Origin of the sequence: Sphingomonas sp. Leaf10, assembly GCF_001421245.1 — a bacterium.
Classification (GTDB): domain Bacteria; phylum Pseudomonadota; class Alphaproteobacteria; order Sphingomonadales; family Sphingomonadaceae; genus Sphingomonas.
The window spans coordinates 947,498-961,012 of the sequence record NZ_LMKE01000001.1; the positions used below are offsets into that span (position 1 = coordinate 947,498).

A 13,515-nucleotide genomic window follows, 5' to 3' on the forward strand; every position below is an offset into this window, starting at 1 on the left:
TCCCTACTCAGCACGAACGGGTTGTGCTGGAACGTCCAATGGAATTTCCGGCCCCACCTCACGCCAGCTGGCAGATGTCGAGCACCTTCATGTCGGTATAGTCCTGGTTCTCGCCCGCCATCGCCCAGATGAAGGCATAGGCGCGCGTGCCCGAACCCATGTGCACCGACCAGGGCGGGGAAATGACCGATTCCTCGTTGCCGACGACGATGTGGCGCATCGCTTCGCCCTCGCCCATGTAATGGAACACCTTGTCATTGTCGGTCGGCAGTTCGAAGTAGAAATAGATTTCGCTGCGACGCTCATGGATGTGCGGCGGCATGGTGTTCCACACGCTGCCGGGCTTCAGCACGGTCAGGCCCATGACCAGCTGCGCCGAATCGCACACGCCGGGAATGACCAGTTGGTAGATGGTGCGCTCGTTCGACTCTTCTAGGCTGCCACGTTCGAGCGCATTGGCGTCGGCGATGCCGAGCTTGCGGGTGGTGAAGCCCTTATGCGCCGGGCACGATGCGATGTAGAAGCGCGCACCCTTGCCGCCGAACTCGACATCGGTCGCGCCCATGGTGACATAGACGCAGTCCTTGTTGCCGAGCGTGAACGTCTCGCCATCGACGGTCAGCGTGCCCTCGGCATCGCCGACATTGACCACCGCCATTTCGCGGCGTTCGAGGAAGGGATGCCCCTCGGCCGACTTCGGTTCGGTCTGGGTCGGCAGCTTGACCGGGGCGTCGCCGACCGCGACCCCGCCAATCACGAACCGGTCGGCATGGGTGTAGTTGAGAACGCATTCCCCTTCGCGGAACAGGCCGTCGATCAGATAGCGATCGCGCAGTTCCTCATTCGATACGCATTCCATCATGTCGGGGTGCGTCGCGTAATAGGTGCGGTCGAACATCGCTCTCTCCATTAGGTAACCGGTATCAGGACAGTTCCGCCGGTGGCAGCGCCTGTCATACAAATTCGTCGTTACCGTCCTACCGTTCTTGGCCGGTCCCGTCGACCGGTTTTTACGGTGCAGAAGTGGCAGTTTTGCGTCATCGGGTCGTACGGCGGCAACTGACCCCACCGCCACGCCGCGTTCCGAAATATGGATCTATAGTTCGATATGCGGAAACTCCGCACCGCTCTGGCGCCTTTTCTGCCCGCGCAGATTACATAATGACACCGGTTCCCACGAGGCAAAGACTGACGTTACGCCGCCCCCGATCGGTTGGGACATTCCGTCCTCTTGCCCCTTCCCGCCCCGCCCGGCAAAGCGACCGCCATGCAACCGCTCGATCCTCAGCAACAATCCGCCCGCACTTGGTTCGAATCGCTGCGCGACCGCATCTGCGCATCGTTCGTGGCAATCGAGCGCGAGGCCGGATCGGACGCGACGTTCGCCTACACGCCGTGGGACCGCACCGACCCGTCGGGCGCACCCGGCGGCGGCGGCGTGCGCGGGGTGATGAAGGGCAAGGTGTTCGAAAAGGTCGGGGTCAACGTCTCGACGGTCGGCGGCACGTTCGAAGGCGAATTCGCCAAATCGATTCATGGCGCGGCGGAGGACCCGCGCTTCTTCGCCACCGGCATCAGCCTCGTCGCCCACATGGCGAACCCGCATGTGCCGGCGGTGCATATGAACACCCGCTTCCTAGTTACAACCAAACGCTGGTTCGGCGGTGGCGCGGACCTGAACCCGCCCATCCCCTATGCGGAGGATACGGCGGATTTTCACGCCGCGATGCAGACCGCGTGCGATGCGCATGATCCGGCCTATCATCCGCGGTTCAAGCAATGGGCGGATGATTATTTCTATATCCCCCATCGCGGCGTGCATCGCGGCGTCGGCGGCATTTTCTACGATCATCTGGCGAACGACTGGGACGACGACTTCGCCTTTACCCGCGATGTCGGGGAGGCGTTCCTGTCGATCTATCCGCAACTGGTCCGGCGGCGGATGGCGATGCCCTATGACGATGCGGATCGCGCGCGGCAGCTCGAATGGCGCGGGCGCTATGCCGAATTCAACCTGGTCTATGACCGGGGAACGCTGTTCGGGCTGAAGACCGGCGGCAATATCGATGCGATCCTGATGAGCCTGCCGCCGCTGGCGACGTGGAGCTGACGCGATGGGATTGATCCCGGTGAAGCCGGACGAGGTGGCGACGATCGTCACCTCGCTCGAAATGCGCGACCGGCCGCGTCCCGCGCCGCTGCCGGCGTCGCCGTTGCGGCTGGTGCGTTGGGAAAAGCCGGGGGTCGAGCGGTATCGCGCCCTGTTCCGCCGGATCGGCGGGCCGTGGCTGTGGTTTTCGCGGCTGGTGATGGCCGACGACACGCTGGCGGCGATCCTCCATGACGACGCGGTCCGCATCTGGGCGGTGGTCGACCGGGCGGGGATCGAGGTCGGGATGCTCGAACTCGACGATCGCAAGCCGGGCGAGTGCGAGCTGTCCTATGTCGGGCTGATCCCCGAACTGGCGGGGCAAGGCCATGGCCGCTGGCTGATGGCACATGCGCTGGCGCTGGCCTGGAGGAAGGACGTGCGCCGGGTGTGGGTGCATACCTGCACGCTCGATCACCCCGGCGCGCTCGGCTTCTATCGTCGGTCGGGCTTCGTGCCGTATCAGCGCACGATCGAGACGTTCGTCGATCCGCGCAGCATCGGCATCCTCCCCGCCGACGCCGCGCCGCATTATCCCCTGCTCGCCAACCGTCGATAGACGGTCGCGCGGACCAGCGCGAAGGCGGTCGACAGCGCCGCCCCGACAAAGGCGATCGCGGTGGCGAGCATCGCCATCGTCACCGGATTGCCGCCGCTGCGCGATACCGCATTCGCCGTACTGGTCAGCAGCAACGCGACCAGCTGCCCGCCGAAATACAGCATCGCCGACAGCGACACGAGTTGCAGCACATGCCCCCGGGTCAGGGTCAATGCGCGCGTCATCGCATCGCCGAAGCGGCGCTGCGGCTCGGCGATCAGGACCGGCAGGACGACGAACACCCGCCCGATCACATACAGGCCGGGCAGCAGCAGCAGGAGCAGCCCGACGCTCTTCGCCACGTTGACCAGCAGGGTCGCGGCGACCAGCACCGGCAGGCGGCGGACGACGCTGCGCAACGCTTCGCCCACCGTCGGCCGCCGGGCATCGAGCAGCAGCGTCAGCAACACCGCGACACCGATCACTTCGATCAGCAGTTGCAGGGCGAACCACGGGGCGTTCTCGATCAGTTGCGCCTGCATCACCGCCAACATCGCGCGGTCGTCGGTCGCGGCGGCGGCATCGATCGACAGCTGCGTCCGTGCCGTCGTCAGCAGCAACGACAGCGCCAGATTGGGCAGGAAGAAGAACATGCCGGCAACCGCCAGGATCACTTGGCGGTCGCGGCGCCAGATCGCGACCGCTTCCCGCAAGGCCGCGCCGATATCGATCCTCATGCGAAAACGGCCACGTCGTCCTGTTCGCCGACGATAGCGCGGTACAGCTTGCCGATGAACGCCGACTGGTAAAGCGCCAGCACCGCACTGACCGCCGCGACGGCGATCGATCCGGCGACGGTCGCCATCGACAGGCCGCCATCGTCGCCGAGGATCAACGCGACGACCGCGCCGAACACGAACTGCGCGGCCGACACCGCAACGCCGGTGACGATGCCATATAATATGATCAGGCCGATCAGTTTCCACGTCAGCCCGCGCGTCAGGGCAAAGGCGCGCGGGATCGCGCCCAGCCCGCGCCGCTCCATCGCGACGACCGCGTTGATCGGCAGCAACCGTGCCGAGGCCCACAGCACGAACAGCGCCAGCACCACGAAATAGAGCAGCGCGGAGCCGAGCTTCGCGAACTCGGCCGACTGCATGGCGGTGCCGTTGGCGACCGCCATGAAATCGAACCCGCTGGAAACCGCGATCAGCACGCCCGGCAGCGCGAGGATGCCCAGTACGACCAGCAGCACGATGCTGACCCCGATCAGCGGCAGGAACCGACCGGTTGCGATGCGCATCGCCTCGTCACGATGTTCGCGGCCGCTGGGCTGCGCGGCAAAGCCGACCAGATACAGCGCGCCCCATAGCGAGATGATCGTCGTCGCCACCGACAACAGCCCCAGCCCCGCGGCGGTGCCGCCGGTCGCATCGGCGCGCACCCCCGCCAGGCTGCCGCTGATCGCGGGGGCGGCGAATTGCGTGACGAGCAGCACCGGCATCACCGCGGCCAGATGGTCGCGGACGAAATCGACCGCGCGGTCCCACACTGTTCCGACACTCACCATCGTTGCGCTTGCTCCCCATATGTCCGAAGGATGCTCTACCCCTCCTCTTTCCGAATGAAAATGGCCAGCAATCCTACCGTTCCGCCGATCGCGATCGAACAGCAGATCGAATGGCGCCGCTCGCCCGGCCGCATCGAATATCTGGCGGCACTGGCGGAGATGGAGGCACGCGCGACCGCGATCGCCGATCGCCGCGCCGACGAACTGGTCTGGCTGCTTGAACATCCGCCGCTCTACACAGCCGGCACCAGCGCCGACCCCACCGAACTGCTCGACACCCGCTTCCCGGTCCATGCCGCCGGTCGCGGCGGGCGTTATACCTATCACGGGCCGGGGCAGCGGATCGGGTATCTGATGCTCGACCTGACGAAGCGCGGGCGCGACGTGCGCCGCTTCGTCCATGCCGTCGAGTCATGGGTGATCGGCGCGCTCGGCGAATTCGGCATCCATGCCTATGCCGTCCCCGACCGGATCGGCATCTGGACCAGCGACGGCGGTAGCGAGGCGAAGATCGGCGCGATCGGCGTACGGGTCCGCCGCTGGGCGACGCTTCACGGATTTTCCGTCAACCTCGCCCCGGATCTGACACATTTCGGTGGGATTATACCCTGCGGTATCGCCGAATATCCGGTAACGAGCGCCCAGGCCCTTGGAAAACGGATCGATACCACCGACTTTGACCGGGCGTTGGCAGACGGTTTCCCCGTCTTCCTGAACGCCTTGTACGCTAGCGCGCAAAACGAGGCTTGAGGGGGACGGGTCGTTCGACTAATGTCCAGCGCGGATTGGGTATTAACGGCATAAGAACGCCGCCTACTCCACAGCTTAGGGAGCTTACCATGCGTGCATTCTCGAAGATTCTGACCGGTTCGATCGTTGCCGGCGCGGCGCTGGCGCTGTCGGCTTGCGGCGGCAACACCGAAACCACCGCGGACAACGCGACCGTCACCGACCTGAACTCGACCGACATGATGGACGGCACGATGTCGGACAACATGACCGCCGTTGACGGCGCCATGGGCAACGACACCATGATGATGTCGAACGACAGCATGATGTCGAACGACACCATGATGATGTCGAACGAAGCCGGCATGACCAACGCCATGTAATCAGCCGTTTCGGCTATTCTGGCGAAGGGGCCGTCCGGGCGACCGGGCGGCCCTTTTTCGTTGCGCGAGCCCGCTTTGGACGATCGTTACGCGGTCGTGCGGCGAAACGTGGCACAAGTTGCAAAATCGGGCTTGGGTCGCTGCGCAAAACTGCCTAACCATCGCTTCTTGCCCCGGGCGCCGATGCGCCGTGATAAGGAAGAGATGAGCGTAGTGCGTACCCTATTTCTGGCCGCTGCCGCCGCCCTGACCGTCGCGGCCACCCCCGCCTCGGCACAGTTTTTCCTCAAGAACGTCGACATGAACGGTCCGCGCGTCACTGGCGAGGAACCCGGCGTCGCGACCCAGGCGCTGCCCGGCGCAACGCCCGCCGAGATGCGTGCCGCCATTTTGTGGAACCTGCGTTCCGGACTGAACGTCGCGGCGCTGCAATGCCAGTTCGAACCGACGCTGCTGACGCTGCACAACTACAACGCGCTGCTGTTCGACCATGCCGACGAATTGAAGCAGAGCTATGACGCGCTCGGCAAATATTTCATCCGCACCGCCGGTTCGACCAAGGCCGGACAGACCGCGCTCGACCAGTTCGGCACCCGCGTCTATTCCAGCTTCTCGACCGTGTCGGCGCAATTGAGCTTCTGTCAGGCGGCGAACGAGATCGGGCAGGAAGCGATCTTCGTGCCGCGTGGCTATCTGGGCGAGTTCGCCGAAATGCGGATGCGCAAGATGCGCAACTCGCTGGTCGCGTACGGCGAGCAGCAATTCGGTCGGGCGATCCCCTATGCCGCCCGCCCGGCCCGCCTGTATCAATTCGACAACAAGAAATGCTGGCGCAAGGGGCTGTGGCAGGCGAAGCGCTGCGGCGCGTTCCCGGCCTGATCGCAGACCGGATACGAATATCAAAAAAAGGCGTGGATCAGCCGGAACCAAGCATGGGGGATGCCGTTATCACCTCCGGATAGCGAATTTATGCCCCCCCGCTCTCGCTATCCACGAACAGGGCCCGGTTGGTGTGAACCCTCCCCCCCCCCGGTAGCGCCGCCGGGCCCATATTCTGGTTTCAACTAAGCAGCCCGTCGGTGAAAACCGGCGGGTTGCTTTTTGTGGCCAATGCCGATGGGTTGCCCAACCGGAACGAAGTCCGGCATCAGACATTCCCTCGAACAGCGGCTTGTACCGCCATCCATTCGGAGGTCGATATGCGTAAGTTTCTCAGCTTGGCAGTAGTTGCGGGCGCCCTCGCCATCAGCGCGTGCAACACCGTCGAAGGCGTCGGCCGTGACGTGTCGTCGGCAGGCGATGCAGTGGCCGGCGCGGCCAAGGATTCGAAGTAAATCCGACCAAGAACGACATCGGGGCGGTTCGGATCGAGTCCGGGCCGCCTTTTTTTGCCGAGGCGCCTGCTGGCTAGGCCCGCAACGAAATTACAGCGTTACCGCCTGGTCGTCGCCGACGCCCCGGCCGAAGGCTGGGCGCCCACGGTTCGTGCGGCGTGTCTTTATCGCAAAGTCCTGCGCCGGGGTGGCGTCGGACTTAGTGCAAGTGGATCACAGTACAGCAGCGGCCGATCGACCGCCGCGACCATACGCATCAGGCGGTCTCTTCGTCGCCGGCAGCGTCGGGATCGCGCTTTGCCCGGCGCTTTTCGGTGAACCAGATCGCGATCAGCGCCAGTTCGTAGAGAAGGATCAGCGGCACCGCGAGCAGGAACTGCGACCCGATATCCGGCGGTGTCGCCACCGCGGCGATGGCGAAGGCGGCGACGATCGCATAGCGGCGCGCCCCGACCAGCTGCTTGCGGGTGACGATCCCCGCGAGTTCGAGCAGCATGAGCAGGACCGGCAACAGGAAGGCAAGGCCGAACGCGAACAGGAACTGCATCACGAAGGACAGGTAATTCTCGACCGACGGCAATGCTTCCTGCTGCACGCCGCCCAGATTACCCTGATAGCCGAGCAGGAAATGCAGCGCGACCGGGATGGTCACGTAATAAGCGAGCGCCGCCCCGGCGATGAACAGGATCGGGGTCGCCAACAGGAAGGGAAACAGGGCACGCTTTTCGTTGCGGTACAGCCCAGGTGCTACGAACTGCCACAACTGGTTCGCGATCACCGGAAAGGCGAGCATCATCGCCGCGAAGAACGCGACCTTGATCTGGACGAAGAACGCTTCGAAAATCTGGGTGAAGATGACGCGTTTCTGCCCGGCCGCCAGCAGCGGCTTTACCAGAAACGTCAGTATCTGTTCGGAAAAATAGAAGCAGACGCCGAAACATAGCGCGACCGCTACCACCGAGTAGAGCAGGCGACGGCGGAGTTCGATCAGGTGATCGAGCAGCGGTGCCTGGCTGTCGTCAATATCGTTCATGACGCAGCCTTGCCGTCGACGGCCGGCGGCTGGTCGGCCTGCCCTTCGCGCAGATCGGGACGCTCGACCATTACCGGTGCGGCATGTTCGTCCTGCGACGCGGGGTCATGGACCGGCGGCGGTGGGGACGGCGCGTCGACGGGATGAACAGGGGTATCGGTCGTCGGATGCTCACGCATGATCCGCGCGTTTTCCTCCGCCCATTTCTTTTCCATTTCGGCCAGTTCGGCCTCACGGACCATCGTGTCGAAGCCCGAGCGGAACTGGCGTGCGACACCGCGCGCCTTGCCGACCCAATGGCCGACGAAGCGCATGGCTTTGGGCAAATCTTTTGGGCCGATGACGACCAACGCGACCAGCGCGACGACCATCAATTCGGTAGGTGCGATATCGAACATCGGCGCTCGGGTTCAGGCGGGCGCGCGGCCCGCCGGTTGGCAGAGGATCAGCGGTCGCCGTGCGGACGATCGGCGTCGCGCGGGGCATCGCGATACGCCGGATCGCGCGGGGCCGGATCGTGATCGTAGCGATCGTCGACCGGGCGCTGTTCCAGCCGTTCACGCGGCCGCGCGGGCGGCGGCGGAACCTCGTCATCCTCGGCCATGCCTTTCTTGAAGCTCTTCAGCCCCTTCGCCACATCGCCCATCATGTCGGAAAAACGTCCCTTGCCGAACAGCAACAGGACCAGGACGCCGACGATAAGCCAGTGCCAAATGCTAAGACCACCCATCGTCTACACTCCACGCGAAACGGATCGTTGCGGTTCACTTAGTCGCTATCGTCGCCGCTTTCCAGCACGGTTGCAAAAGCATCGTCGATTGGTTCGAGCAGACCGGCGGCGCGCAGATCGTCGATCCCGGGCAGGTCGCGGCGGCTGTTCAGGCCGAAATGGTCGAGAAAGGCGGGCGTCGTGGCGTACATCAGCGGCCGTCCGGGGACTTCGCGCCGCCCCGCCGGGCGCACCCAGCCGGCGGCGAGCAGGACGTCGATCGTGCCTTTCGATATCTGCACGCCACGAATCGATTCGATATCCGCGCGTGTCGCGGGCTCGTGATAGGCGATGATCGCCAGCGTCTCGATCGCGGCACGCGACAGTTTTCGCGACTCATCACGGTCGCGGCGCAGGAAATGGGCAAGGTCGGGGGCAGTCTCGAAATGCCAATGCTCGCCGCGCCGGACCAGCCCGAAGCCGCGCCCGGCATGGTCCGCCTCGATCGTCGCCAGCGCCGCGCGGACATCGCCATCGCCGACATAGGCGGCGATCATGGTCGCGGTCATCGGGGAGTCACTGGCAAACAGCACCGCCTCCACCGCGCGGACGAACGGGTCGGTCATGCGATGCACCGAACATCGATCGGACCGAACGGCACGTCCTGCCGGATCGCCACCCTGCCCTGCCGCGCCAATTCCAATGTCGCGAGAAAGGTAGAGGCGAGCGCCGAACGGCGAAAACGCGCATCGGCATCGGCCGGCAGGAAGAAGTGGATCGAGGTCCAATCGATCCGGGTGCCGAGCATCGCCTCCACCCGTTTGATCGCGACCTCCAGCGTCATTACCGGCCGGTGTTGCACGACATGCAGCACCGGCCGCGTCCGCGCGCTGACCCGGCCATAGGCGCCGATAAGGTCAAAGAGGCTGGCGTCCCAGCGCGCCGTTCGCACGACATGCAACCCTTCGGGATCACCCCGGGTGAAGACGTCGCGGCCGATCCGGTCGCGTGCCAGCAGCCGCGCACCCGCCTCCCGCATCGCATCGAGCCGTTCGAGGCGCAGTTGCAGGCGCAGCGCCAGTTCCTCGGGGTCCGGGTCCATTTCCGGCTCGCGCGGCAGCAGCAGCGCGGATTTCAGATATGCGAGCCATGCCGCCATCACCAGCCAGTCGGCCGCCAATTCCAGCCGCAATGCCGCCGCCCGGTCGATCCAGCGCAGATATTGCTCGACCAGCGCGAGGATCGAGATGCGCCGCAGGTCTACCTTCTGCGTCCGGGCAAGCGCCAGCAGCAGGTCGAGCGGCCCTTCCCATCCGTCGAGTTCGATCGTCAGTACCGGCGCATCGGCTTCCATGCCCGCGACCCTATCCGCGCGGCGCCTCAGCCGTCACCGATATTCGTGCGTCACGTCGAACTGCGTGCCGTAGCGGCAGCGTCTCGATCGACGGCAACCGCCTTCCCTTCACCCCCACTGGCGCGAGACTGCGAACAGCATCGCGTCAGCTAAGTGCCAGTAATGTGTCGCGAGTAGCGACCAGTTCGACGAACGGTACCTCGCTAGCCTTGCCGACCGCAGCCATTGCCCGGTCGAGTCGTGCGCGCGACTCCGGCGCGATGACGTCGAGCCGGTCGGCGATCGCCGCCATCTCGTCCATCCGCGCCCAGCAATCGAGCACGACGTCGCATCCGGCGGCGATCGCCGCCGACGCCTTGTCCGCCGGCGTCCCCGACAGCGCCTTCATGTCGATATCGTCGGTCATCAACAGCCCGTCGAACCCGATCCGCTCGCGGATGATGTCGCGGATGACGGTCGGCGACAGCGTCGCGGGGCGGTCGGCATCGTATGCCGAGAACACGACATGCGCCGTCATCGCCATCGGCGCATGGGCGAGCGTGCGGAAGGGCTGCAGGTCGATCGCCAGTTCGGCGTCCGATGCATCGACCCTCGGCAATTCGAGATGGCTGTCGACCTTTGCCCGGCCATGGCCCGGCATATGCTTGACGATGCCGACCACCCCGGCCGACGCCAGTCCGTCCAGCGTCGCGCGGCCAAGTGCGGCGACCTGCATCGGATCGGCGCCATAGCTGCGGTCGCCGATCGCGCCGGTCATGTCGGGCTGCGCCACGTCGAGCAGCGGCAGCGCGTCGACGCTAACGCCGACCTCCGCCAGCATCGCACCGATCGCCTGCCCGTTCGCCTTGGCCGCTGCGATCGCCGAGGACGGTGCGCGATCGTACAGTGCGGCGAAGGCGGCAGGAGCAGGAAAGGTTGGCCATTCGGGCGGCCGCATCCGCGCGACGCGCCCGCCCTCCTGATCGATCAGGATCGGCAGATGGGCACGCCCCGACAGGTCGCGCAACGCATCCGTCAACGCCCGCATCTGGTCGCGATCGACGCAGTTGCGACCGAACAGGATGTAGCCGAGCGGATCGGCCTCGCGGAACAGCGCGGATTCGTCGGCGGTCAGGGTCGGGCCGGACAGGCCAAAGATCACGGGCTTCATAAGCGCCGGGCTACCGCAGGCAGCCCGGCGCGACAACCGGCCTGTGTCGCCAGCCTTATCTCACCGCGCGATGAAGCAATTCTCGCCCGCCAGTTTCAGCTTGCCGCACAGGTCCGATGCCTGGTTGGCGCTGCCGGCGTTGACGCGCAGGCGATAGACGGTCTTCCCCTTCACCTCCGCGACCTGCACCGATTTGCCGAGCGGAGCGAGATAGCCGAAGCGACGCGACAGTTGGTTCCACGCGGTGTTCGCCACCGCTTCGCTCGGGAACGACCCCAGCTGCACCACCGAACCACCGGCCCCCGCCGCTGCCGGCGCGGGTGCGGCCGCCGCCGGCGCGCGTGCCTCCAGCCGTTGCTTGGTGGCCGGCACTGCCGTCGCGACGCGGCCGGTCCCGCTGCTCGCCGGAGCGGCGGCCGGGGCGGCGGCGCTGCCCTGCACCGGCGCTTCGGGAACGGCATTCAGGTTGACCGAGGCGTTGCCGCCGGTCGCTCCTTCGCTGGTGGCAATGGCGGTGTCGCTGTCGCCCGTCACCTGCATGCCGTCGCTACCCTCGGCGCGCGTCTTGTACGGCTCGTTGGGTGCGGCGATCAGGTCACCGGTGCCGCTGGCGGTCGGCGCATCGCGCTGGCGCAACAGGGCGAAGACGATCGCGGCCACCATCAGCAACCCGATCAGCACCAGCAATACCGTCCGCCATACCGGACGCGGCGCATCCGGTTCGGGGTCCGCGCTTTCCAGCCACGGCAGACGTTCGTGGTCGGGATCGCCGGCTGCGATCGAATCCGCCATCATTTCATCTCCTTAACCGCCTCGACCCCCATGATGGCGAGGCCATTGCGGATTACCTGCCCGATCGCGCGCGCAAGGAAAAGCCGTGCCTGCGTCAGCGCGACGTCGTCGGGCTGAAGATAGCGGCGCGACGGGTCGTCGTTGCCGAGATTCCAGGCCGCGTGAAATTCCGCCGCCAGGTCATAGAGATAGAAGGCAATGCGGTGCGGTTCGCGTACCGCCGCCGCGCTTTCGACCATGCGCGGGAACTGCGCGGCACGCTTCACCAGCGCGAGCTCGACCGTATCGAGACGGGACAGGTCGGCATCGTCGGTAACGGCGATCCCCGCCTCGGCCGCACGCCTTGCCAGCGAATGGACGCGGGCATGAGCGTATTGCACGTAGAAGACCGGATTGTCCTTCGACGCTTCGACCACCTTGGCGAAGTCGAAGTCCATCTGCGCATCGGCCTTGCGCGTCAGCATGGTGAAGCGGACCACGTCCTTGCCGACTTCGTTGACGACATCGGCCAGCGTTACGAAATTGCCGGCGCGCTTCGACATCTTGACCGGTTCGCCACCGCGCAACAGCCGCACCATCTGGACCAGCTTGACGTCGAAGCGGGTCTTGCCCTCGGTCAGTGCCTGCACCGCCGCGACGATGCGCTTGACGGTTCCGGCATGGTCCGCGCCCCAGATGTCGATCAGCTGGTCGACGCCCTCAGCCTTCTGGAAATGATAGGCGAGATCGGCGCCGAAATAGGTCCAGCTGCCGTCCGACTTCTTGATCGGGCGGTCCTGATCGTCGCCGAACCTGGTCGAACGGAACAGCGGCAGTTCGACCGGTTCCCAATCCTCGGGCGTCTCGCCCTTCGGCGCTTCGAGCACGCCGTCATAGACGAGGTCGCGGGCACGCAGCCATGCCTCGGCGGCTTCGGGCTTCTTCGCTGCCTGCAATTCGGCTTCGGAAGAGAAGACGTCATGTTCGATGCCGAGCAGCTTCAGATCGGCCTTGATCATGGCGAGCATCGCCGCGACGGCGCAGGTGCGGAACAGGACCAGCCACTCCTCTTCCGGCGCATTCACATAGCGGTCGCCGAACTCGGCGGCGAGCGCGTCCCCCACCGGGACCAGATAGTCGCCGGGATACAGGCCTTCCGGGATCGTCACCGTCTCGCCTAGCGCCTCGCGGTAGCGCAGGTGCACGGAACGCGCCAGGACGGCGACCTGCCCGCCGGCATCGTTGACATAATATTCGCGGATGACCCGCGCGCCATTCCATTCGAGCAAGCTGGCGAGCGCGTCGCCGACCACCGCGCCACGGCAATGGCCCATGTGCATCGGACCGGTCGGGTTGGCCGAGACATATTCGATGTTCACTACGCTCCCCGCCCCGGCCTGCGACCGGCCATAGGCGTCGCCGGCTTCGGCGATCGCGGTCAGTTCGCCACGCCACGTCGTATCGGTCAGCGTCAGGTTGATGAAGCCCGGGCCGGCGACCGACGCGGCGGCGACTTCGGGCAGGCCCGCCAGTTCGGCGACCAGCAATTCGGCCAGCGCGCGCGGGTTGGTCTTGGCCGGCTTGGCCAGCACCATCGCCGCGTTGGTCGACAGGTCGCCATGGCTGGTATCGCGCGGCGGCTCGACCGTAATCGCGCGTCGCTCCAGTCCCGCCGGCAGGTCGCCGCGAGCGACGAGCGTGTCGAGCGCGCGGTCGAGATGGGCGAAGAAACGGGGGTACAGCGTCATGGCGGTTCCGGTCGATTGGTGGAACCGCGCCGCTTAGCGGAAAGGGT

17 protein-coding genes are annotated in these 13,515 nt (G+C 65.6%); 6 read left to right on the forward strand and 11 right to left on the reverse strand.

The features are described 5' to 3' along the window. Positions 1 to 58: 58 nt before the first annotated feature. Positions 59 to 898, reverse strand: coding sequence for a 5-dehydro-4-deoxy-D-glucuronate isomerase (gene kduI, locus ASE59_RS04440; protein WP_056452400.1), 840 nt, complete (start codon positions 896 to 898; stop codon positions 59 to 61). Positions 899 to 1,267: 369 nt separating this feature from the next. Here kduI and hemF point away from each other — a divergent pair, with 369 nt between their 5' ends. Together hemF and ASE59_RS04450 are read left to right on the forward strand one after the other, a co-directional pair. Then, positions 1,268 to 2,110 carry an oxygen-dependent coproporphyrinogen oxidase gene (gene hemF / locus ASE59_RS04445; RefSeq protein ID WP_056452404.1) on the forward strand — a complete coding sequence of 281 codons (843 nt, stop codon included), beginning with the start codon at positions 1,268 to 1,270 and terminating at the stop codon, positions 2,108 to 2,110. 4 nt (positions 2,111 to 2,114) lie between these two features. Next, positions 2,115 to 2,708: a GNAT family N-acetyltransferase gene (locus tag ASE59_RS04450; protein ID WP_056452408.1), complete on the forward strand. Its 594-nt coding sequence runs from the start codon at positions 2,115 to 2,117 to the stop codon at positions 2,706 to 2,708. On the opposite strand, the gene ASE59_RS04455 is transcribed toward ASE59_RS04450, so the two are convergent. Together ASE59_RS04455 and ASE59_RS04460 are read right to left on the reverse strand one after the other, a co-directional pair. Beyond that, positions 2,681 to 3,424, reverse strand: a complete 744-nt coding sequence (locus tag ASE59_RS04455) for a hypothetical protein (protein WP_056452411.1) — start codon at positions 3,422 to 3,424, stop codon at positions 2,681 to 2,683. The two genes, ASE59_RS04450 and ASE59_RS04455, sit on opposite strands and share 28 nt — an antisense overlap. Continuing rightward, positions 3,421 to 4,254 (reverse strand): hypothetical protein, encoded by an 834-nt coding sequence (locus ASE59_RS04460; RefSeq protein WP_156359857.1) that lies wholly within the window; start codon positions 4,252 to 4,254, stop codon positions 3,421 to 3,423. The genes ASE59_RS04455 and ASE59_RS04460 overlap by 4 nt, the downstream gene beginning before the upstream one ends. 63 nt (positions 4,255 to 4,317) lie before the next feature. Between ASE59_RS04460 and lipB the strand changes: the two genes are divergently transcribed. From lipB to ASE59_RS04480, 4 genes are all read left to right on the forward strand, one after another. Beyond that, the gene (lipB, locus tag ASE59_RS04465; RefSeq protein WP_056452894.1) at positions 4,318 to 5,007 is read left to right on the forward strand and encodes a lipoyl(octanoyl) transferase LipB; all 690 of its coding nucleotides are present in this window, start codon (positions 4,318 to 4,320) and stop codon (positions 5,005 to 5,007) included. A gap of 89 nt (positions 5,008 to 5,096) precedes the next feature. After that, positions 5,097 to 5,369: a hypothetical protein gene (locus ASE59_RS04470; RefSeq protein ID WP_056403601.1), complete on the forward strand. Its 273-nt coding sequence runs from the start codon at positions 5,097 to 5,099 to the stop codon at positions 5,367 to 5,369. Between the two features lie 204 nt (positions 5,370 to 5,573). Continuing rightward, positions 5,574 to 6,248, forward strand: a complete 675-nt coding sequence (locus tag ASE59_RS04475) for a hypothetical protein (RefSeq protein WP_056452417.1) — start codon at positions 5,574 to 5,576, stop codon at positions 6,246 to 6,248. Positions 6,249 to 6,568: 320 nt separating this feature from the next. Further along, positions 6,569 to 6,703, forward strand: a complete 135-nt coding sequence (locus ASE59_RS04480; protein WP_056452423.1) for an entericidin A/B family lipoprotein — start codon at positions 6,569 to 6,571, stop codon at positions 6,701 to 6,703. A gap of 256 nt (positions 6,704 to 6,959) precedes the next feature. On the opposite strand, the gene tatC is transcribed toward ASE59_RS04480, so the two are convergent. From tatC to argS, 8 genes are all read right to left on the reverse strand, one after another. Continuing rightward, the gene (gene tatC / locus ASE59_RS04485; protein WP_056452426.1) at positions 6,960 to 7,736 is read right to left on the reverse strand and encodes a twin-arginine translocase subunit TatC; all 777 of its coding nucleotides are present in this window, start codon (positions 7,734 to 7,736) and stop codon (positions 6,960 to 6,962) included. Then, positions 7,733 to 8,134: a Sec-independent protein translocase protein TatB gene (gene tatB / locus ASE59_RS04490; RefSeq protein WP_056452428.1), complete on the reverse strand. Its 402-nt coding sequence runs from the start codon at positions 8,132 to 8,134 to the stop codon at positions 7,733 to 7,735. Before tatB ends, tatC begins: the two co-directional genes overlap by 4 nt. A gap of 47 nt (positions 8,135 to 8,181) precedes the next feature. After that, on the reverse strand, positions 8,182 to 8,466 hold the full coding sequence (locus ASE59_RS04495) for a twin-arginine translocase TatA/TatE family subunit (protein ID WP_056452433.1): 285 nt from the start codon (positions 8,464 to 8,466) through the stop codon (positions 8,182 to 8,184). 38 nt (positions 8,467 to 8,504) lie between these two features. Then, entirely contained in the window at positions 8,505 to 9,071 is a 567-nt protein-coding gene (scpB, locus tag ASE59_RS04500; RefSeq protein WP_056452436.1) for an SMC-Scp complex subunit ScpB, read from the reverse strand. Continuing rightward, positions 9,068 to 9,799: a segregation and condensation protein A gene (locus ASE59_RS04505; protein ID WP_056452439.1), complete on the reverse strand. Its 732-nt coding sequence runs from the start codon at positions 9,797 to 9,799 to the stop codon at positions 9,068 to 9,070. Before ASE59_RS04505 ends, scpB begins: the two co-directional genes overlap by 4 nt. Before the next feature lie 145 nt (positions 9,800 to 9,944). Then, entirely contained in the window at positions 9,945 to 10,949 is a 1,005-nt protein-coding gene (nagZ, locus tag ASE59_RS04510) for a beta-N-acetylhexosaminidase (RefSeq protein ID WP_056452441.1), read from the reverse strand. Between the two features lie 60 nt (positions 10,950 to 11,009). Further along, positions 11,010 to 11,741, reverse strand: coding sequence for an SPOR domain-containing protein (locus ASE59_RS04515; protein ID WP_056452446.1), 732 nt, complete (start codon positions 11,739 to 11,741; stop codon positions 11,010 to 11,012). Further along, positions 11,741 to 13,468: an arginine--tRNA ligase gene (gene argS / locus ASE59_RS04520; RefSeq protein WP_056452456.1), complete on the reverse strand. Its 1,728-nt coding sequence runs from the start codon at positions 13,466 to 13,468 to the stop codon at positions 11,741 to 11,743. Before argS ends, ASE59_RS04515 begins: the two co-directional genes overlap by 1 nt. Between the last annotated feature and the right edge of the window lie 47 nt (positions 13,469 to 13,515).

Bases quoted from the DNA above. Each gene is read 5' to 3' on its own strand.
- kduI (WP_056452400.1), bottom strand. From the start codon at position 898: ATGTTCGACCGCACCTATTACGCGACGCACCCCGACATGATGGAATGC.
- hemF (WP_056452404.1), top strand. From the start codon at position 1,268: ATGCAACCGCTCGATCCTCAGCAACAATCCGCCCGCACTTGGTTCGAA.
- ASE59_RS04450 (WP_056452408.1), top strand. From the start codon at position 2,115: ATGGGATTGATCCCGGTGAAGCCGGACGAGGTGGCGACGATCGTCACC.
- ASE59_RS04455 (WP_056452411.1), bottom strand. From the start codon at position 3,424: ATGAGGATCGATATCGGCGCGGCCTTGCGGGAAGCGGTCGCGATCTGG.
- lipB (WP_056452894.1), top strand. From the start codon at position 4,318: ATGGCCAGCAATCCTACCGTTCCGCCGATCGCGATCGAACAGCAGATC.
- ASE59_RS04470 (WP_056403601.1), top strand. From the start codon at position 5,097: ATGCGTGCATTCTCGAAGATTCTGACCGGTTCGATCGTTGCCGGCGCG.
- ASE59_RS04475 (WP_056452417.1), top strand. From the start codon at position 5,574: ATGAGCGTAGTGCGTACCCTATTTCTGGCCGCTGCCGCCGCCCTGACC.
- ASE59_RS04480 (WP_056452423.1), top strand. From the start codon at position 6,569: ATGCGTAAGTTTCTCAGCTTGGCAGTAGTTGCGGGCGCCCTCGCCATC.
- tatC (WP_056452426.1), bottom strand. From the start codon at position 7,736: ATGAACGATATTGACGACAGCCAGGCACCGCTGCTCGATCACCTGATC.
- tatB (WP_056452428.1), bottom strand. From the start codon at position 8,134: ATGTTCGATATCGCACCTACCGAATTGATGGTCGTCGCGCTGGTCGCG.
- ASE59_RS04495 (WP_056452433.1), bottom strand. From the start codon at position 8,466: ATGGGTGGTCTTAGCATTTGGCACTGGCTTATCGTCGGCGTCCTGGTC.
- scpB (WP_056452436.1), bottom strand. From the start codon at position 9,071: ATGACCGACCCGTTCGTCCGCGCGGTGGAGGCGGTGCTGTTTGCCAGT.
- ASE59_RS04505 (WP_056452439.1), bottom strand. From the start codon at position 9,799: ATGGAAGCCGATGCGCCGGTACTGACGATCGAACTCGACGGATGGGAA.
- nagZ (WP_056452441.1), bottom strand. From the start codon at position 10,949: ATGAAGCCCGTGATCTTTGGCCTGTCCGGCCCGACCCTGACCGCCGAC.
- ASE59_RS04515 (WP_056452446.1), bottom strand. From the start codon at position 11,741: ATGGCGGATTCGATCGCAGCCGGCGATCCCGACCACGAACGTCTGCCG.
- argS (WP_056452456.1), bottom strand. From the start codon at position 13,468: ATGACGCTGTACCCCCGTTTCTTCGCCCATCTCGACCGCGCGCTCGAC.